Origin of the sequence: Paenibacillus sp. FSL P2-0322 (assembly GCF_037975315.1) — a bacterium.
Classification (GTDB): Bacteria; Bacillota; Bacilli; order Paenibacillales; family Paenibacillaceae; genus Paenibacillus; species Paenibacillus polymyxa_B.
The window spans coordinates 3894914-3915859 of the sequence record NZ_CP150243.1 but is presented as its reverse complement, the minus strand read 5'-3'; the positions used below and the strand labels follow the sequence as shown (position 1 = coordinate 3915859).

The 20946-nt window shown below is 49.4% G+C and carries 2 protein-coding genes (1 of these 2 running past the window's edge); both read left to right on the top strand.

Annotated features, from left to right (window positions below; translation table 11 throughout):
* Positions 1 to 1256: the end of an amino acid adenylation domain-containing protein gene (locus tag MKY24_RS17190; RefSeq protein ID WP_339200504.1), read on the top strand. 9883 nt of this gene lie to the left of the window's left edge; only the last 1256 of its 11139 coding nucleotides appear in the window; its start codon lies beyond the left edge, outside the window; the stop codon is at positions 1254 to 1256.
* Positions 1240 to 20946 carry an SDR family NAD(P)-dependent oxidoreductase gene (locus MKY24_RS17185; protein ID WP_339200502.1) on the top strand — a complete coding sequence of 6569 codons (19707 nt, stop codon included), beginning with the start codon at positions 1240 to 1242 and terminating at the stop codon, positions 20944 to 20946. Before MKY24_RS17190 ends, MKY24_RS17185 begins: the two co-directional genes overlap by 17 nt.

Sequence of the window (20946 nt, the reverse complement as noted above, 5' to 3'; positions counted from 1 at the left end):
GCTATATTGAAGCCCACGGGACAGGCACGGAGCTGGGAGACCCGATTGAAGTGACGGGTCTGACCCAGGCATTCAGGAAGGATACGCCGGATACGGGATTCTGCGCCATAGGCTCTGTGAAGTCCAACATCGGACATCTGGAGGCGGCAGCGGGCATCGCCGGGGTTGGGAAAATCATCTTGCAGATGAAAAACCGGACGCTGGTTCCCAGCCTGCATGCCCAAGAATTGAATCCGAACATCCATTTCGGCCAGACGCCGTTCGTCGTCCAGCAGGAGCTGGGGGAATGGAAGCGGCCGGTGGTTGAGATCGATGGAGAGACGCGGGAATACCCGAGGATTGCCGGGATTTCATCGTTTGGAGCGGGAGGCTCCAATGCACATGTCATCATCGAAGAGTATATCGCAGAAGAGAAGATGCCAATGAGCGTTACGGCTCAAAAGCCTGCGATCATCGTATTGTCGGCCAAAAATGAAGAACGACTGAAAAAGCAGGCCGAGAGATTGCTAGCCGTTATACGGGAAGGACAGCTCAGCGAAAGCAGTCTGGCCAATGTGGCATACACGCTGCAGGTGGGACGCGAGGCCATGGAAGAGCGCCTGGCAGTGATTGCAGGGTCTATGCAGGAGCTGGTGGACAAGCTGGAAGGATTCCTAGAAGGACGAGACGGTATCCCTGAGTTGTACCGGGGCCAGGTCAAACGGAATAAGGAGGCGCTGACGGCGCTGATAGAAGATGAAGACATGGAGAAAATGATTGCTGCCTGGATAGGGAAAAGGAAATATTCGAAGGTTGTTGATCTCTGGGTCAAGGGACTGGCAATGGATTGGAACATGCTTTATGGGGATGCCAAGCCGCGGCGAATCAGCCTGCCGGCCTATCCTTTTGCGAGAGAACGGTACTGGATCACGGATATTAAAACTAAATCGGCTTCCGATGAATCTGCAGATGCTGTAAAGCCAACAGATTCGTTCATTGCCCAAAAGACACTTGCCAAAATGGCAAATGTTTCGGAAATGAATAAGGAAGACATCGATGCTTCAAATGCCAAAGCTATTCCTTCGTATATCCAAAACATCCAGAGTCATATTTCTGCCAGTGTAAAAATAAAGAAGATGCCAGATCTTTCTTACCTAGCGGCTGCATACGAGACAATGTCCTCGACTACAGTCGACAGCAAAGCTTACTCGGAACAGGACGGAGCGACACGAGGGGCTGAACGGGAATGGAGGCTTACAGATGAAGGAAATGAATGATATCTTATGCAGGCTGTTATGGAGCCATTTGCGCTTGATGGGATTATGTCCATATGCGCAAATGGAAAAGAAAGCTATGATCGCAGATTTTAAAACAAAAACCGCCTTACTGAATTTATACGATCGTTGGCTTGAAGAAAGCATAGAGATTTTGGTACGGAATCAGTATTTGTATTGCAATGGAGAGTCATATAGCGTAGCGGGTACCGCTTCGGTCGATCTGCAGGCTGTATGGAAGGAGTGGGAATGGAAGAAAGGGGCATGGCTGAAAAATCCGGATCTCTCAGCCTGGGTATTTTTGGTAGAATCAACCTTGCGCAAGCTGCCGGAAATTTTAACCGGGAAAATACCAGCCACCGATATCATTTTTCCTAATTCCTCTATGAAACTGGTAGAAGGTATATATAAGAACAGTCCTGCAGCGGATTACTTTAATGAAGTGCTGGGAGATATCGTAGTTTCCTATCTGAATGAGCGGATTAAGCATAACCCGTCGGTACCGATTCGAATCATTGAAATTGGCGCAGGCACTGGAGGTACTAGCGCTTTGGTCTTCCAGAAGCTCGAACCTTATCGGGAGCATATTCAAGAATATTGCTATACCGACAAATCCAGAGCATTTTTATTACATGCACAAAAAGAGTACGGTCCGAAAAATCCTTACCTGACTTATCAGATTTTTAATGTGGAAGAGTCGGCTCAGGGACAAGATATTGATACAGGTGGATATGATATTGTGATTGCCACCAATGTATTGCACGCCACCCGGAACATTCGCCAAACGTTACGCAATGTCAAAGCGGTGCTGCGAGAAAACGGTCTGATTCTTATAAATGAAATCAGCGGTAACTCTCTGTTAAACCATCTATCCTTTGGCCTTTTAGAGGGATGGTGGCTTTATAATGATCCGGAGCTGCGCATTCCAGGCTCTCCCGGGCTATATCCCGAAAGTTGGCGAAAGGTATTGGAAATGGAGGGTTTCCGGTCCGTTTTCTTCCCTGCTCAGGAAGCGCATGATATAGGTCAACAAATTATTGTGGCGGAAAGCGATGGTCTGATTCGGAACAAACAGGAGCCTGAACACGACAAATCTCAAATGAAACAGCGTGACGAAGGAATTCGATCAGATATTGATGTAACAAGCGAGATGGCTGAAGAGTATGTCCAGGAGCTTATCGTAGGGAAGCTGGTAGAGGCTTTGAATGTGGACTTTACTATGATTGATATTCATGAGTCTTTCGCAGATTATGGCCTGGACTCCATTCTTGGCGTCAACTTTGTGCAGGCTGTCAATCAGGGGCTGGGGATTCATTTGCAAACCACCGACATCTTCGATTACAGTTCGGTAAAACAACTGACGCTATACATTTTAAGCCAATATGGAGATAAAGTTTCACAAGTCTTGGACCAGAGCGCTAATCCAATAGACAACATGGAAGATGCAAGTCGCGACATCCAAAAACTTAAAGACACGGATTATACGATTCATCCTGTTGAAACGGCAAGTATATCCTTTGAGCAGGAGAGACCCAATAAGAAGGATAAAGAGAGAGCTTTAACACCAAGGGAGCCCATTGCGATTATTGGAATGAGCGGGCGGTTTGCTGGATCAGATAATGTACATGAGCTTTGGAATCACCTTAAGAACGGTGACGATTTAGTGGAAGAGGTAACCCGGTGGGATCTTTCGAAATACCAGGAAAAACATGCAAGCTATTGCAATCACGGCAGTTTTTTGGGGGATATTGATAAGTTTGATCCGCTTTTTTTCAATATCTCGGGACTGGAAGCGACCTATATGGATCCGCAGCAGCGATTGTTTCTGGAGGAAGCGTGGCATGCTCTGGAGGATGCTGGCTATGCAGGTACAGGGATGGAGGGTCGCCGCTGTGGAGTGTATGTGGGTTGTGCCGAGGGAGATTACCAACAATTGCTGGGTGAAGACCTGCCTCCACAAGCGCTTTGGGGTCATATGGGTTCCGTGATTCCCGCTAGAATTTCTTACTACTTGAATCTTCACGGACCAGCAATAGCTGTAGATACAGCTTGTTCCAGTTCGTTAGTTGCAGTTCATCTGGCTTGCCAAAGCTTATGGACCGGAGAAACGGATATGGCTTTAGCGGGTGGTGTCTATATTCATACGACCCCCCGCTGCTATTTGTATGGTGACAGGGCAGGGATGCTGTCTCGCTCGGGACGCTGCTATACCTTTGATGACAGGGCAGATGGAATGGTTCCGGGAGAGGCGCTTGGCGCGATTGTGCTCAAGCGTCTTCATGAAGCTGTTGCTGATGGAGACCACATCTATGGAGTGATTTCAGGCTCAGCGATCAACCAGGACGGCACCACGAATGGACTTACTGCGCCAAGCCAGAAATCTCAGGAGCGACTCGAGCAAAATGTATATGATACATTTCATATCCACCCAGAGCAAATCCAGATGGTGGAAGCACATGGAACTGGCACCAAATTGGGAGATCCCATTGAATATCAGGCACTGACTCGAACCTTTAGAAAGTATACCGACAAGAAGGAATATTGCGCCATAGGGTCCATTAAGACGAATATTGGCCATACGCAAATTGCGGCAGGAATTACGGGAATGATCAAACTTTTATTGTCATTAAAGAATAAGCAAATTCCTCCTACACTTCATTTCCGGTCGGGCAATTCAAATATTCAGTTTGAGGATAGTCCTTTTTATGTCAATACGTATCTGCAGGACTGGGAGGTTGAGCCCGGAGCCAGACGCTGTGCTGCGGTCAGTTCCTTTGGTGCCAGCGGTACGAATGCTCATATGGTCATAGAGGAGGCTCCAGAGACGGAACGGACACATTCCGAAAAGCCTGGTTATTTCATTCCGCTGTCGGCACGGACTTCAAAACAATTGCGCCAGCAGGTAGAGCAACTGCTTGCCTATTGCGAACAGGAGCCTAAGGCGGATTGCGGTAATATGAGTTATACATTATTGCTTGGGAGAAAGCACTGTAATCATCGTCTTGCCTGTGTTGCCCGTAATCAAGGCGAGCTTGCCATGTCCCTTAAAAAGTGGCTGGAAAAAGGCAGTGCTTCTCAAGTTTATCATTCTGAACTGCACGAAAAAGATCAACGCATACAAACATCTTTGAAAAGATACGGGGATGAATGTATTTACAATTGTCAAAACGCAAGCGATACCCGCGAGTATTTGGAGCTTTTGACTACGATTGCAGATTTGTATGTTCAGGGATATTCGTTAGACTTTGAGTGTTTATTTTCACATGAACAGTACTCTAGGATTCCGTTGCCAACTTATCCTTTTGCAAAAGAGCAGTATTGGGCGCCTAGGAGTGAGGACAAAATTACAGGCGGCAGAGCGGCAGAGCGTGAACCAAAATTTACGGTCGCCAGAGCTGCGGAAGCGCCTGCCGTTACGAGTAGCCGTACACTGCTATTTGAGCCTACATGGAAAAAGCAGGAGATACCGCTGGAAGCCGAAGTCCCTGCCTATGATCGGCGAATGGTCTTGCTTTGTGAGCCAGACGAAGCTTTGCACGAGCGCCTCGAAGCGAGTTTGAACGGAGCTGTGCAGGTGCTTGCCTTTCAATCCGGGAAGAGCCGGGTTGATGAACGGTTCCAGGCCTATGCTATTCAGGCCTTTGAGAGCATTCAAACCATACTCAAAGACAAGCCTGAGGGGAGGGTGCTGGTCCAAATTGTGGTGCGGAACGCCGGGGAAGGACGGCTCTTTTCGGGACTTTCGGGACTGTTGAAGACAGCCCGGCTGGAAAACCCGAAATTCATCGGGCAGCTGATCGAAGTGGATCAGGGAGAACAGGCGGAAGGCATCCTGGCGAAGCTGGAGGACAACAGCCGTAGCCCGATGAATAGCTGGATTCGCTATGAGAACGGACAACGGACAATCGCTTGCTGGAGCAGGCTCGAAACATCTGGGCAAGAAGAGGGGCTTCCATGGAGAGATGGTGGGGTCTATCTGATCACCGGCGGCTCCGGCAGTCTGGGGCTACTGGTTGCAGAAGAGATTGCCCGGCAGACGCAAGCAGCGACCTTCATTTTGACGGGGCGGTCGCCGCTGGACCGAGACAAGCAGACGAGGCTACAGGAGCTGGAGTCTTCAGGCGCCAGCGTGGTGTACAGGCAAGCGGATATCACCCATAGAAACACCGTTATCGATTTATTGGACAGCATTCAGCAGGAATTTGGACGTGTCCATGGGATCATCCACTGCGCAGGGGTGATTCACGATAATTTTATCATTAAAAAAACTAGTGAAGAATTTATGGAGGTGCTGGGACCGAAGGTAAGCGGACTGGTCCATCTGGATGAGGCAAGCAGTGGTCAGAACCTGGACTTCTTTGTGCTCTTTTCTTCCATATCGGGCAGCCTAGGCAATCCGGGACAGGCTGACTATTCGACCGCCAATGCCTTTATGGACGCATACGCCGAATACCGGAATGCCCTGGTAGGGGCCAAGCAACGGCGGGGACAGACGTTATCCATCCGCTGGCCGCTATGGAAAGAGGGCGGAATGCGGATCGATGCGGACACGGAACAGATCATGACGCAAAACATGGGTATTACAGCCATGCAGACCTGGTCGGGAATGAGGGCGTTGTACCAAAGCTTGGCCTCTGGCAAGAAGCAGGTGATGGTCATGGAAGGAGAACCTGAGAAAATTGAGGCTTACCTGGCAAAAGCCGTTTCACAGCCCGATGTCCATGCTATCCAGGCAGCTGTCCCTATCCAGGCAACTGCACCTAAGCTGGATTCGAACTTGCTCTACGATAAAACCTTATATCTACTCAAGGTGCTATTGGGAGAGGTGACTCGGCTGAGCGTCAGCAGCATCGAAGCCCATGAGCCGCTGGAGAGGTATGGAATCGACTCGATCATGATTACCCAGCTCAATGCCAAGCTGGCGGGCTTCTTTGGAGAGCTGTCCCAGACGCTGTTTTATGAGTACCAGACCTTGCGTGCCTTGACGGAATATTTTGTAGCGGAATACCCGCAGGAGTGCATGCAGTGGACCGGGATGAACCATGACATACAGCCTGTGGAGGAAACACTTGCGGCACCGCTGTATGTCGAAGAAGAAGCCGTGCCATCTGCGGCAAAAACGGCAGCGAAGCCCGTCCGAAACTTGGCCGGGTCTGCCCCTGCGGAAATGCGTGAACCGATAGCGATCATTGGGATGGCTGGAAAGTATCCCTGGTCCAGGGACATGAACGAATATTGGGAAAATCTAAAAGCAGGGAAGGACTGTGTCACCGAAATCCCGCGTGAGCGCTGGACGATGGAAGGGTTCTTCCATCCTGATTCACAGGAAGCGGTAGCGAATGGAAAAAGCTACAGCAAGTGGGGGGGCTTTATCGAAGGATTTGCGGATTTCGATCCGCGCTTTTTCAATATTGCGCCACGGGAAGCACTCGGTATGGACCCGCAGGAAAGGCTGTTCATTGAAGCCTGCTGGGAAGCGCTGGAGGACGCGGGCTACACCCGGGAACAGCTTGCGTTGCGGCATAACAGCCGGGTAGGCGTATTTGCCGGAATTACCAAAACGGGCTTTGATCTATACGGACTTGATTTATGGAGAAAAGGAACGCAAATATACCCTCACACATCCTTTAGTTCAGTGGCCAACAGGATTTCGTACCTCTTTAATTTGCAAGGGCCAAGCATGCCGATCGATACGATGTGTTCGTCCTCGTTGACCGCGATTCATGAAGCCTGTGAGCATCTGTACCGCGGAGAATGCGAAATGGCTATTGCAGGCGGAGTAAATCTGTATCTCCATCCGCTCAGCTATGTCGGACTTTGCGCCAACCACATGCTGTCGATAGATGGGCAGTGCAAGAGCTTCGGCAAAGGAGGCAATGGATTTGTCCCTGGAGAAGGCGCGGGGGTCGTCCTATTAAAGCCGCTGTCCAAGGCGATCGCTGATGGGGACCTCATCCATGCGGTGATTCGGGGGACAAGCATCAACCATGGAGGCAAGACCAACGGCTATACGGTGCCGAATCCGACAGCCCAAGGGGAACTCATCCGGGCGGCATTGGAGCGAGCGGGGGTCCATGCGCGGACGGTCAGCTATATTGAAGCCCACGGGACAGGCACGGAGCTGGGAGACCCGATTGAAGTGACGGGTCTGACCCAGGCATTCAGGAAGGATACGCCGGATACGGGATTCTGCGCCATAGGCTCTGTGAAGTCCAACATCGGACATCTGGAGGCGGCAGCGGGCATCGCCGGGGTTGGGAAAATCATCTTGCAGATGAAAAACCAGACGCTGGTTCCCAGCCTGCATGCCCAAGAACTGAATCCGAATATCCATTTCGGTCAGACGCCGTTCGTCGTCCAGCAGGAGCTGGGGGAATGGAAGCGGCCGGTGGTTGAGATCGATGGAGAGACGCGGGAATATCCGAGGATTGCCGGGATTTCATCGTTTGGAGCAGGAGGTTCCAATGCACATGTCATCATCGAAGAGTATATCGCAGAAGAGAAGGTGCCAATGAGCGTTACGGCTCAAAAGCCTGCGATCATCGTATTGTCGGCCAAAAATGAAGAACGACTGAAAAAGCAGGCCGAGAGATTGCTAGCCGTTATACGGGAAGGACAGCTCAGCGAAAGCAGTCTGGCCAATGTGGCATACACGCTGCAGGTGGGACGCGAGGCCATGGAAGAGCGGCTGGCAGTGATTGCAGGGTCTATGCAGGAGCTGGTGGACAAGCTGGAAGGATTCCTGGAAGGACGGGACGGAATCCCTGAGTTGTACCGGGGCCAGGTCAAACGGAATAAGGAGGCGCTGACGGCGCTGGTAGAAGATGAAGACATGGACAAAACGATCGCTGCCTGGATAGGGAAAAGAAAATATTCGAAGGTTGTTGATCTCTGGGTCAAGGGACTGGCGATGGATTGGAACATGCTTTATGGGGATGCCAAGCCGCGACGAATCAGCCTGCCGGCCTATCCTTTTGCGAGGGAGCGGTACTGGATCACGGATATTATGAGCCCATCTGTAGAAAGAGTCTCTTCTGTAGAAAGAGCTGTTACGGAAGCTCAGGAAAAGGCAATTCCCGTCCAGACTCATGCGATGCAGCCAACAGCCCTAATACAACCCGGTTTTTTGAATAGTTCTGAAAAACCAAGCGCCATATCCTTACCGAATTTGTTGGACCATCAGCCGCACCTAAGCAAGTCTGCCAACCAGGAGGGGACAACGATCATGTTAACTTCACTGGAGGAGACATCGCACACATTAGAGGATGAGAAGAAGACGGAAGCGCTGTCGTCTATTCCTTCTGCAATATCGGCGGAAATATTGCAGGAGGAGCTGACAACAAGCCTGGCGCAGGCTTTATATATAGATCGGAGCGATATCGATTCGGATAGAAACTTTGTTGATCTTGGATTGGATTCCATTATTGGCGTAGAGTGGGTTCGTAGCATTAATAAGCATTACAATACAGCCATAACAGCGACAAAAGTCTACGATTATCCAACCATCCGGGATTTTAGCAAATTTGTAGAGAAGGAATTGTTGAGCAAATCAATTGCGCCATTCTCTGCCCAGTCTATTTCGGATCATTCTCCAGCAGAGTATTCACCGTCATCCGTTGCATTAGAGCCGGAGAAATCGGCAGAGGCTTCCATTCAGGTGAATTTGATGCCGATTTCGTTTGAAAAGCAGGCGCAGGCCAGCATGGCTGAGTGCAGCGCCTCTGCAGAGCTGTTACAGGAAGAGCTGACGGTAAGCCTGGCTGAGGCTTTGTATATGGAACGGAGCGAGATTGAGGCGGATAAAAACTTTATAGATACCGGACTAGATTCCATTATAGGCGTAGAGTGGGTTCAAAATATTAATAAACGATATGGTACATCTATAGCAGCGACCAAGGTCTACGACTATCCGACCATTCACCAATTCGCTGCATATTTGGCACAAGAAATCAATAAGCGTGGAGGAAGCTCCAATCAACAGTCCTTGAGCACAGTCCCGGACACGGACAAGCCTATTGCGAAAGTCCATTCGAAGGGACCTGACACGCTGCAATGTTCCCCAAGGCTATCGCCTAAGGAGGATTCCGAGCCATTCCACCTGGTAAAGGTAGCAGAGGATTCATCGCCTATGCCTTTGGAAAATAAAGACGTAATTGCAATTGTCGGGATTTCGGGAAGATATCCTGGTGCGGAAGATGTGCAGCAATATTGGGATAATCTCGCTCTAGGCAAAAATTCCATTATTGAGATCCCGAAGGACCGTTGGGATGTAAGCCAATATTATGATCCTCGTCCAGCGCAAGAGGGGAAAATCAATTGCAAGTGGCTGGGTGTTTTAGAGGATATGGAATATTTTGATCCGTTATTTTTCAATATTTCTCCTACCGAGGCGGAAGGGATGGATCCCCAGCAGCGCATTTTTATGCAGGAAGCATATAAGGCAATTGAGGATGCAGGCTATAGTGGCTCACAGTTGGGAAATAAAAAATGCGGGGTTTACCTTGGAATTTTAAATAATGAATATAGTATGCTGCGGTACAAGCATCAAGCGCAGTTCACCAATACTACTGGGAACAGCAACGCTATTGCAGCGGCTCGTATCTCTTATTTCCTCAATCTGAAGGGTCCGGCCATATCCGTAGATACGGCATGCTCCTCATCGCTGGTGGCAACCCATCTGGCATGCCAGGCGTTATCTAACGGAGAGATAGAAATGGCGTTGGTTGGCGGGGTGTCGCTATATCTGACTCCTGAATCGTATGTAGGCATGTCTGCATCCGGAATGTTGTCGCCAGATGGCCGGTGTAAAACGTTTGACAATAGCGCCAACGGCTTTGTTCCGGGGGAAGGAGTAGGGGCGCTGGTTCTGAAGCGGCTGAAGGATGCTGAGGCTGATCGGGATCATATATACGGAGTTATTATTGGGTCCGGAATCAATCAAGATGGAAAAACCAACGGGATTACCGCTCCAAGCACAAACAGCCAAATTGAGCTGGAGCGGGAAATATACAACAAATATCAGATTGAGCCTGAAAGCATTAGCTATGTTGAAATGCATGGGACAGGAACCAAGCTGGGCGACCCTATTGAATTGGAAGCTTTATCAACCGCCTTTAAAGAGAAAACCGATCAGAAGAACTACTGTGCCATAGGTTCGGTAAAAAGCAATATCGGGCATACTTCTGCAGCAGCGGGCATAGCAAGCGTGCAAAAGGTGTTGCTATGCATGAAGCATAGAAAACTAGTACCGACACTGAATTTCAAGAACCCGAATGAGCATTTTGATTTTGATAATTCTCCTTTTTATGTCAATACAGAATTGAACGCCTGGGAACCTTCCCGCGGGAACAAAAGGCGCGCCGCTGTGAGCTCTTTCGGATTTAGCGGTACGAACGCCCATCTTATTATTGAAGAATATCGTCCCGGGACTGGAACATCTGCGACATCACCAGCAGCCGCCGATATCCATAATCCCGTTCTCTTCGTTTTGTCTGCTAAAGGTGAAAAGCAACTAAAAACGTATGCCGAAAGAATGAGGAGCTTTATCGCATCCCGGGAAAATCTTAACCTCTCGGATATGGGGTATACGCTGCAAGTGAGCCGCGAGCCGATGGATTACCGGCTGGCTTTTGTGGCAGATTCAAAAGAGGCATTGCTAAAAGCGCTCGAAGGATTTGCGAATCATGATCTGGTTTCTGGCGTCCTAACGGCGCAGGTGAAAAAGAGCAAAGACGGGATTGTGATGTTTGAGGCGGATGAAGATGCCAAATCGTTGCTTGAAACCTGGATCAAGAAGAGAAAACTGAAAAAAATAGCGGAGTTGTGGGTAAAGGGGCTAACTATTGACTGGAACAAGCTGTATGGGGACATCAAACCTTACCGGATCAGTCTGCCGACCTATCCTTTTGCGAGAGAACGCTGCTGGGCGCCTGAGCTTGACAGCAAGGCAGGCAAAGGCATGACTTCTGTCACTGCTGCTTCGCTCCATCCTTTACTGCATCGAAACACCTCCGATTTCTCGGAGCAGCGGTTCAGTTCGACTTTTACAGGCCAGGAGTTTTTCCTGAAGGATCATGTGGTGAATGGACGCAAGGTTCTATCTGGGGCTGCTTGCCTTGAAATGGTCCGGGCGGCCGTGGATCAGGCAACAGGATATGATGAGGGCGGGCCAACCGGAATTTGCCTTAAAAACGTGGTTTGGGCACGGCCTATTATCGTAGAGGATGGGCCACTACAGCTACACATCGGACTTTTCCTGGATGATCATCAAGAGATTTCCTATGAAATATATGGGGAGAGCGCAGAAGCTGATGCAGGGATTGTGATATATAGCTACGGCAGTGCTACACGAAGATCGGCTGTGGAGGTCCCAACACTGAATATTAAAGACTTGCAGAATGTATGCAGTCGGAACTTCGACTCCACACAATTGTATGGAGTTTTCAGGGATATGGGAATGGATTATGGCCCTGGACATCAAGGGATTGAGATGGTGTATGCGGGAGAGGGTCAAGTGCTGGCTAAGTTATGCTTGCCGGCTTCCGTTTCTGACAACCAAAGCAAATTTGTCCTGCATCCAAGTATGATAGATTCGGCCTTGCAGGCAACCGTAGGCTTGACGCTGGGGTCTGGCGAGATCAAACCTTCTTTGCCTTACGCCATTCAAGAAGTTGAAATTATAAAAAATTGCAGCTCCATCATGTGGGCGCTGATTCGCTACAATGCAGACGGTCTAGCTGAGGAAAAGGCACAGAAGCTGGATATTGACCTGAGCGACGAAACTGGAGCCATCTGTGTCAGGATAAAAGGATATTCATCAAGAATTCTGAATAGGGACTTGATTTCCTCGGATGTTCAGTCAAATTCCAGTAACTTGATGCTTGAACCCGTATGGAAAGAGCAAGGGATTGCTCTAGGGGCTGAAATGCCCGTATATGATCGCCATGTCGTGTTACTCTGCCAGCCGTCCGAGATTTCCCGTGAACAAGTTGAAGCTCGGATGGACGGCGTGCAATGCATTGTACTGCAACCCGACCGAAACGGAATCGCGGAACAGTTCCAGCATTACGCCGTCCAGGTGGTTGAAGAGATTCAAAGCATTTTCAGGGAAAAACCCAATGGCAAGGTGCTGATCCAGATTGCCATAAGCGGACAGGAGGAGCAGCAGCTTTTCTCGGGACTTTCCGGTCTTTTAAAAACGGCCCGGCTTGAGCATTCAAAACTGGTAGGTCAGTTAATAGAACTGGGACAGGATGAGGACTGGGGAGCAATCATAGACATTTTAAAAGAAAACAGCCGTAGCCTCGAGGATATCCAGATTCGGTACGAGAAAGGCACACGGTGGGTTTCCTGCTGGAACGAAGTTCACATCTCTCAGGAAGCGGCGGGTAACCCGTGGAAGGATGGCGGAGTGTACCTGATTACTGGCGGTGCCGGTGGATTGGGACTCATTTTTGCCAAAGAGATTACGGATAAAGTCCATAAAGCCGTCTTGATTTTAACGGGGCGTTCCGCGCTGGATGAGGGCAAACGGGCTGAGATAAAGAAAATGGAGGCATTAGGGGCGCGAATAATATACAGACAGGTCGATGTGACTCAGGAGCAGGCGGTGACCGATTTAATCCAGGAAATTCAGGAGGAATTCGGAAACATCAATGGCATCATTCACAGTGCAGGAGTCATTCGTGACAACCGCATACTCCAAAAAAATAGCGAGGAAATGCTGGAGGTTCTCGCACCCAAAGTAATAGGGACAGTGAATCTGGATCAGGCAAGCAAGAATCTGCCGCTTGACTTCTTTGTTCTATTTTCGTCTGTAGCCGGAGGATTAGGTAATCAGGGACAGGCAGACTATTCTGCAGCTAATGCGTTTATGGATGCTTATGCCGGATACCGGAACACTCTGATAGCATCTAAGCAGCGCCAGGGTCAAACGCTATCCATCAATTGGCCGCTATGGAAAGAGGGTGGGATGCGTATTGATGAGGAAACGGAGAAGCTGGTAAGGCAGCGTACAGGCATGAGCGGCATGTCAACCTCTTCCGGCGTTCAGGCCTTGTATCGTGGCATGATCGCGGGCGTTGATCAGGTTATGGTGATGGAAGGCAATCTCGCAAAAATGAAGAAAAGCATGGGTTTAATCACGACTCCAGAGATTAGGCAGCCTGAAAAGGTGACAGGAATTTCAGAAGCTTCCCCTAAAAGCAATGCCGTACCGGATCTGCTGGACAAGGTACAGGCCGCTATGATACAGGCCGTGTCAAAATTGCTGAAAGTCAAACTTGAAGATATTGATGAACATGTAGAACTGAGTGAGTATGGCTTCGATTCCATCCTACTCACACAATTTAGCAACAACATCAATCACTTATACCGACTTGAGCTGACGCCGGACATATTTTTTGAATACACAACGATTCATGACTTCACCAGGTATTTGGTGGACGAATATGATGCCGTGCTTGGCGAGCAGTTTGCCGTGCATGCCCGGATTGAGCCTGCTGTCCAGGCCGTGGAGGATGATAGGGAAGACAGTACCCACGTTAGACGGCAGCGTTTCCGGTTTGCAGGCGGGAATGTGTTGTCCATGCCGCAACAGACTCAGGCTGTTCCTGAACCTATTGCCATCGTGGGAATGAGCGGTGTATTTCCCATGGCTCGGGATGTGGATGAGTTTTGGAAAAATCTTGAGGAAGGCAGGGACTGTATCACTGAAATCCCTGAAGATCGCTGGGATTGGAAGACGTATTACGGTGACCCTGAGCAGGAGGCCAATAAAACAAACATCAAGTGGGGCGGGTTTATTGAGGGGATCTATGAGTTTGACCCGTTATTCTTTGGAATTTCACCACGGGAAGCCGCACTCATGGACCCGCAGCAGCGTCTGTTGATGACCTATATCTGGAAGGCGATTGAAGATGCAGGCATTCAGGCAGGGAGTCTGTCGGGAACCCGCACAGGAATCTTTGTAGGTACCGCGAACAGCGGCTACAGCGGTATGATCTATCAGGGAAATGTGGGTGTCGAGGCGTATTCCTCCAGCGGTATGGCACCGTCTGTTGGGCCCAATCGAATGAGCTATTTCCTTAATATTCATGGTCCGAGTGAGCCTATCGAAACGGCTTGCTCCAGTTCGCTGGTGGCCATTCACCGAGCCGTTAGAGCCATAGAGGATGGAAGCTGCGAGATGGCGATTGCAGGCGGTGTCAATGTGATTATCACGCCTGAACTCCATATCAGCTTCAACAAAGCAGGAATGCTGTGTGAGGACGGTCGGTGCAAAACCTTCTCCGATAAGGCCAATGGCTACGTGCGTGGTGAAGGGGCCGGCATGCTTTTCCTGAAAAAGCTGAAGGATGCAGAGAAGGACGGAGACCATATTTATGGTGTAATTCGGGGTACTGCCGTCAATCACGGAGGCCGGGCCAATTCCCTGACAGCTCCTAATCCGAGGGCTCAGGCGGATGTGTTGGTAAATGCATATACAAAGGCCGGAATCGATCCAAGGACTGTCTCTTACATTGAGGCCCACGGGACAGGCACCGAGCTGGGCGATCCGATTGAAATTAACGGACTGAAAGCAGCTTTCAAAGAGCTTTATGAGAATACAGAGGGACCCGGGATCACAGAATCCCATTGCGGATTGGGCTCGGTGAAGACCAATATCGGACATCTGGAACTGGCTTCTGGAATCGCGGGTGTCATAAAAGTACTGCTTCAGTTAAAGCATAAAAAGCTGGTCAAAAGCCTTCATTGCGAGGCAATTAATCCCTATATAAAACTTGAAGGTAGTCCGTTCTATATCGTTCAGGAGGCGCGGGAGTGGAAGCCACAGCGGGATACTCAAGGGAAAAATATTCCTCGAAGAGCGGGTGTTAGCTCCTTTGGATTCGGGGGTGCCAATGCCCATTTGATAATCGAAGAATACATTCCTGGAAAGCAGGCGCAGAATTCTATTCCCCTTACCACCCCAAAATCGGCTATTGTGGTGCTGTCAGCCAAGAGTGAAGGACAACTGCTAGAGCAGGCGCAGCTATTACTAGCTGCAATCGGGGAGCATCCGTTCACAGACAGCAGTCTGGTAGATATAGCGTATACCCTTCAGGTGGGGCGCGAAGCAATGGAAGAACGTTTGGCTTTCGTTGTAGGCTCTCTCCGGGAGCTTGAAGAGAAATTGAAAGGATTTGTGGAAGGCCGGGATGGTATCCACGGCTTACACGTGGGACACGCCAAACGCCATAAAGAAGAAATTAGAGCTCGTGAAGACGGAGAGGGTGCAGGCACGACGATTGATGTTTTGGTTAGCGAAGGCAGCTATGGAAAAATCGCAGACCTTTGGGTAAAAGGAGTCGCAATTGACTGGGCCCTGTTGTACGGAGAGGCTAAACCAAACCGTATCAGTCTGCCAACCTATCCCTTTGCCAAAGAACGATATTGTATAACCGATATCAATAAACGGACGGGAGCAAGCGGTGTTGTGTTGGAACGGGAGACAGCAGTCGGCATTCATCCCTTACTTCAGCGTAATACGTCCGATATTTATGGACTGCAGTTCAGCTCCATTTTTACGGGGAAGGAATTTTTCCTGTCTGACCATGTGATAAGGGGGCAGAAGCTCTTGCCTGGAGTGGCCTACCTTGAAATGGCGCGGGCGGCAGTAGAGCAGGTTGCAGGATCTCCAGAAGATAAGTGGACGTCCATCCGGTTAAAAGATGTGGATTGGATCCGTCCAGTTGTGGTTGGGGAGGAGTCGGTTGATGTCAGTATTGGGCTCTATCCGCAAGATGGCGGGGAGATCGCCTATGAAATTTACAGCAAGTCTGGAGCAACGGACACCGAGCTGGTGGTGCAAAGTGAAGGCAGGGCAGTAATTGTTCCGGTGGCAGAGGTCCCTGCTATAGATATTAAAACCTTGCTGGAGCAGTGCAGTCTGGGCTCCGTTTCATCCCGTCAGTGCTATGAGGCGTTTGCGGCGATGCAGATTTCCTATGGGCCGGGACATCAGGGAATTGAGAAAATATATGTCGGAGTGGGTCAAGCGCTTGCCAAGTTGTCCTTGCCTTCTTCCGTTTACCATACGATGGAGCATTATGTGATGCACCCCAGTTTGATGGACTCCGCTCTTCAGGCGACGATAGGCTTGATTATGAGTGCAGGTGATCGCAAAGCTTCCATTAAGCCAGCTTTACCATTTGCATTGGAAGAGTTAGAGGTATTTAACAGATGCACATCAGAGATGTGGGCCTGGATTCGTAATAGTGAAGACAGCAGGCAGGATGGCCCGCTGCAAAAGTTAGATATCGATTTGTGTGACGAGCAGGGGAATGTTTGTGTGAGGATGAAGGGATTTTTATCACGAGTTGCTGAAAGAGGGACAGGGGCACCAGAGGAATGGACTGCACCGGAGACTTTGATGCTTGAGCCTGTGTGGGAAGAACAAGCGATTGCTCTGGAAGGAACAGCATCTGACTATCAACAGCATCTGGTAATTTTATGCGAACCGGGATATATTTCCGGGGAAATTATTGAATCGCAAATGAACGGGGTGCAGTGCCTCATTCTCCAATCCGAAGAGAAGAGCATTGATGCACGGTTTAGGACTTATGCGACACAGGTGTTTGCGGCAATTCAACATATTCTTAAAACGGAATCCAAAGGCAAAACATTGGTTCAGCTTGTCGTTCCGGTGCAGGATCACCAACAGGTATTCTCGGGGCTTTCCGGACTCTTAAAAACAGCATGGCTGGAGAATCCAGTACTGGTTGGCCAGCTGATAGAAATGGATGTGGAGCAGGATCCAGCAGGTATGATAAATATCCTGCAAGAAAACAGTCGCAGCTATATAGAACCACATATCCGCTATCAATCAGGTAGACGGCATGTTGCCGTATGGACGGAAATTAAAGCCTCCGGGGAAGCGATCAGCATTCCGTGGAAAGACAGGGGAGTATATTTAATTACCGGCGGAACCGGAAGTCTCGGTTTGATTTTTGCCGAAGAAATTACACGACAGGCCAGGGATACCGCTTTAATTCTTGTCGGACGCTCCCCGCTTCGTGGTGACACCAAAGCAAGGATTGAGGAGATAGAGGCTTTAGGTGCAAGAGTAGTATTCCGACAAGCCGATGTCGCCGATAAAAGGGCCGTTGAAGTTTTGATTCGGGATATTCAGGAAGAGTTTGGGAAGCTGGACGGAATTGTGCACAGCGCAGGAATGGTTAGCGATAATTTCATTATTAAAAAAACACGGGAGGAATTGCAAAACGTTTTGGCACCAAAGGTTACGGGATTGGTGAATCTGGATCAGGCTTGCAAGGAAATCCCGCTGGACTTCTTCATCCTTTTTTCATCCGTTGCAGGGAGCCTTGGGAATATAGGACAGGCTGACTATGCTGCTGCCAATGCCTTTATGGACGCCTATGCCAAGTACCGTAGTACGCTGGTAGAGCGAGAACAACGCCAGGGGCGGACGATTTCAGTCAATTGGCCACTCTGGAAAGAAGGCGGAATGCGTATTGATGGGGAAACAGAAAAGATCATGGAAGGGATGGGGATGTTTGCAATGGAGACTGGTGCAGGAATTCGGGCTTTGTATCAGAGCCTGGCTTCCGAAAAGAATCAAGTCATGGTGTTGGAAGGGCATGCCAGTCAGCTAAGAGAAACGCTCCTGCAGCAACCGTCCCTGAATCAGGCTGGAGATGCCTCCTCTATGATAAGGGAAAGCGAGATGGGTTCGGTCATCGGACAAGACCTGCTTGCCGAAAAAGCGGCAAATTATTTAAAGCAATTACTCGCTACATCCATCAGGCTGCCGGCAAGGCAGATTGAAACCGATGCCCCTATGGAGAAGTATGGCATTGATTCCATTATGATTAAACAGCTAACCCGTGAGTTGGAGAAAACGTTTGGAACACTGCCCAAAACTTTATTTTTTGAATACCAGAATATCCGGGAATTGACCCAATATTTCCTTAAAGTCCACCAGAAGCAGCTGATTAAATTGCTTGGAATCGAGACAGAGGTCAACCCTGCGAAAGAATTCAAGCCTTCTACGATGGAAAACGACCCGGGAAGGTCACTTTCTGATAGTCGGAAGCAATCGCGTTTCATGCCAGTTCAGGCAAGTTTCCAACCGCAACCGAAAAGAGCAGGCGAATCAGAGGAAATTGCCATTATCGGTTTGTCGGGCATGTATCCCGATGCAGAAAACATACGGGAATTCTGGAACAATCTGCGCGATGGGAAGGATTGCATTACGGAAATTCCCAAAGATCGCTGGGATCACAGCATGCACTTTGACGAGGACAGGAACCAGTCCGGAAAAGCTTACAGCAAGTGGGGAGGCTTTATCAAAGGTGTGGATCAGTTTGACCCCATGTTTTTCAATATCTCTCCTAGAGAAGCACAGATAATCGATCCTCAGGAGCGTCTATTCCTGAAATGCGTCTATGAAACGATAGAGGATGCAGGCTATACACGGGAATCGCTTGGACTAGAGCGGGGCCTTGGGCAGGATAGGAATGTGGGCGTTTTTGTCGGGGTCATGTATGAAGAATACCAGCTTTATGGGGCACAGGAACAAGCTAGGGGCAGAATGATTGCCGTTCCTGGCAATCCGGCTTCCATCGCAAATCGGGTATCTTATTTCTGTAACTTCCACGGTCCGAGCATGGCTGTGGACACCATGTGTTCTTCTTCATTGACGACCATTCATCTGGCCTGCCAAAGCTTGCAACAAGGCGAGTGTGAGCTTGCCATTGCTGGCGGCGTCAATGTATCCATTCATCCGAACAAATACCTGATGCTTGGGCAAGGCAGGTTTGTATCGAGTAAAGGACGGTGCGAAAGCTTTGGAGAAGGCGGAGATGGATATGTGCCGGGAGAAGGCGTAGGAGCCGTACTGCTCAAACCACTGGCCAAAGCTATTGCAGATGGTGACCATATATATGGGGTCATAAAGGGGACCTCGGTGAATCATGGAGGGAAGACAAACGGATTCTCCGTTCCGAATCCGAATGCGCAGGCCAGTGTAATTGGAAGGGCCTTTAAGAAAGCAGGAATTAACCCCAGAACCATTAGTTACATCGAAGCGCATGGCACCGGGACATCCTTAGGTGACCCCATTGAAATCGCCGGATTGCAAAAAGTTTTCCAGGAATATACGGAGGATAAGCAATTTTGCGCAATCGGATCGGCAAAATCAAATATTGGGCATTGTGAGAGCGCGGCTGGGATTGCTGGAGTTACAAAGGTGCTCCTTCAGCTCAAATACGGACAAGTCGTGCCTTCATTGCATTCAAAAACACTAAACCCGAATATCGATTTTAGCGATAGTCCTTTTATAGTTCAGCAGGAGCTGGGAGAGTGGAAAAGACCCGTCGTCACAATGAATGGGAAGACAGTTGAATACCCAAGAATCGCAGGTATTTCCTCATTTGGCGCCGGAGGCTCCAACGCACATGTGCTCATTGAGGAATATATCCCTGAGGAGCAGGAGACTAGACAGGCTGCCACTTCACTGCAAAATCCGGTAATGATCGTGCTGTCGGCGAGGAATAAAGATCGACTGGATGAACAGGTGCAAAGACTGCTTGCTGAACTCAAAGAGCCGGAATACTCGCAAACCAGCCTGGAGGATATAGCATTTACTCTGCAGGTGGGACGGGAAGCGATGGAAGAACGGTTAGCAGTCATAGTTAAGTCTACCCGTGAGCTTACAGAAAAGCTGGAGAGCTTTTTAGCGGGGAATGAGGATATTGACGGGCTGTATTTGGGTCAGGCAAAGAAGAATAAAGACATCCTAGCTGTTCTTGAGGCAGACGAAGACATGGCAAAAATGGTGGATAGTTGGATAAGCAAGGGTAAGTATACAAAGCTGGCGGAGCTTTGGGTTAAGGGGCTGCTCCTCGATTGGACTAGACTTTATGAGAATACCAGCCCTCGTCGGATTAGTCTGCCAACTTATCCATTTGCCAAGGAGAGCTATTGGATCTTCGCGCGTGGGGGCGAATCCCGGGACGTCGAGGCGGAAACTCCTGTAGTCGATGTGTCGGTACAAGAGTTCGTTTCCAGCCCTCCTGCAGTTAACCATAGCAACGATAATGTGCAGAGACAGACTTTGGCGAAAGTACCTGAAAAACCGCAGGGCATTTTGCTAAGCTCCGTTTCCAACATCCAGATGGTAGCAGATAAGCCAGAAAAGTCAGCTGTGCTGGCAGAATCCAAGCCTGCCCCGCCGCAACCTGAGGCCAAGCCTTCTTCGCCGCCGCCCATTGTTGCCAGGGATGAGGCAAAGCGGTCGACATATGCGCCAACGGCTGTACGGATAGAAACATTGGAGAAGGAACTGGTAGAAAGTCTTGCGAAATCCTTGAGTATGAATGAAATGGATATTGGCCGGGATGATCAATTTATTGATATGGGACTGGACTCCATTATAGGTGTAGAGTGGGTGCAGGCTGTGAATAAACGCTTTGGAACAGCTATTCCGGCAACCAGAGTGTACGACTATCCTAACATTAAAGAATTCTCCAAATTTTTGGCAAAGGAATTGAACAAGTCGGCGGGAGATACAAATCAGGCTCCTACAGAGCCGAAGCCTAAGCAGCCCATGCAAGTCTTGTTACAGAAAGTACTGCAGGGTGAGTTAGATTTTGAACAGGCCGACCAGTTATTCAACCAATTACACTCGTAG

Excerpts from the sequence above, each read along its gene's own strand:
- MKY24_RS17185 (WP_339200502.1), top strand. The coding sequence starts at position 1,240 with ATGAAGGAAATGAATGATATCTTATGCAGGCTGTTATGGAGCCATTTG.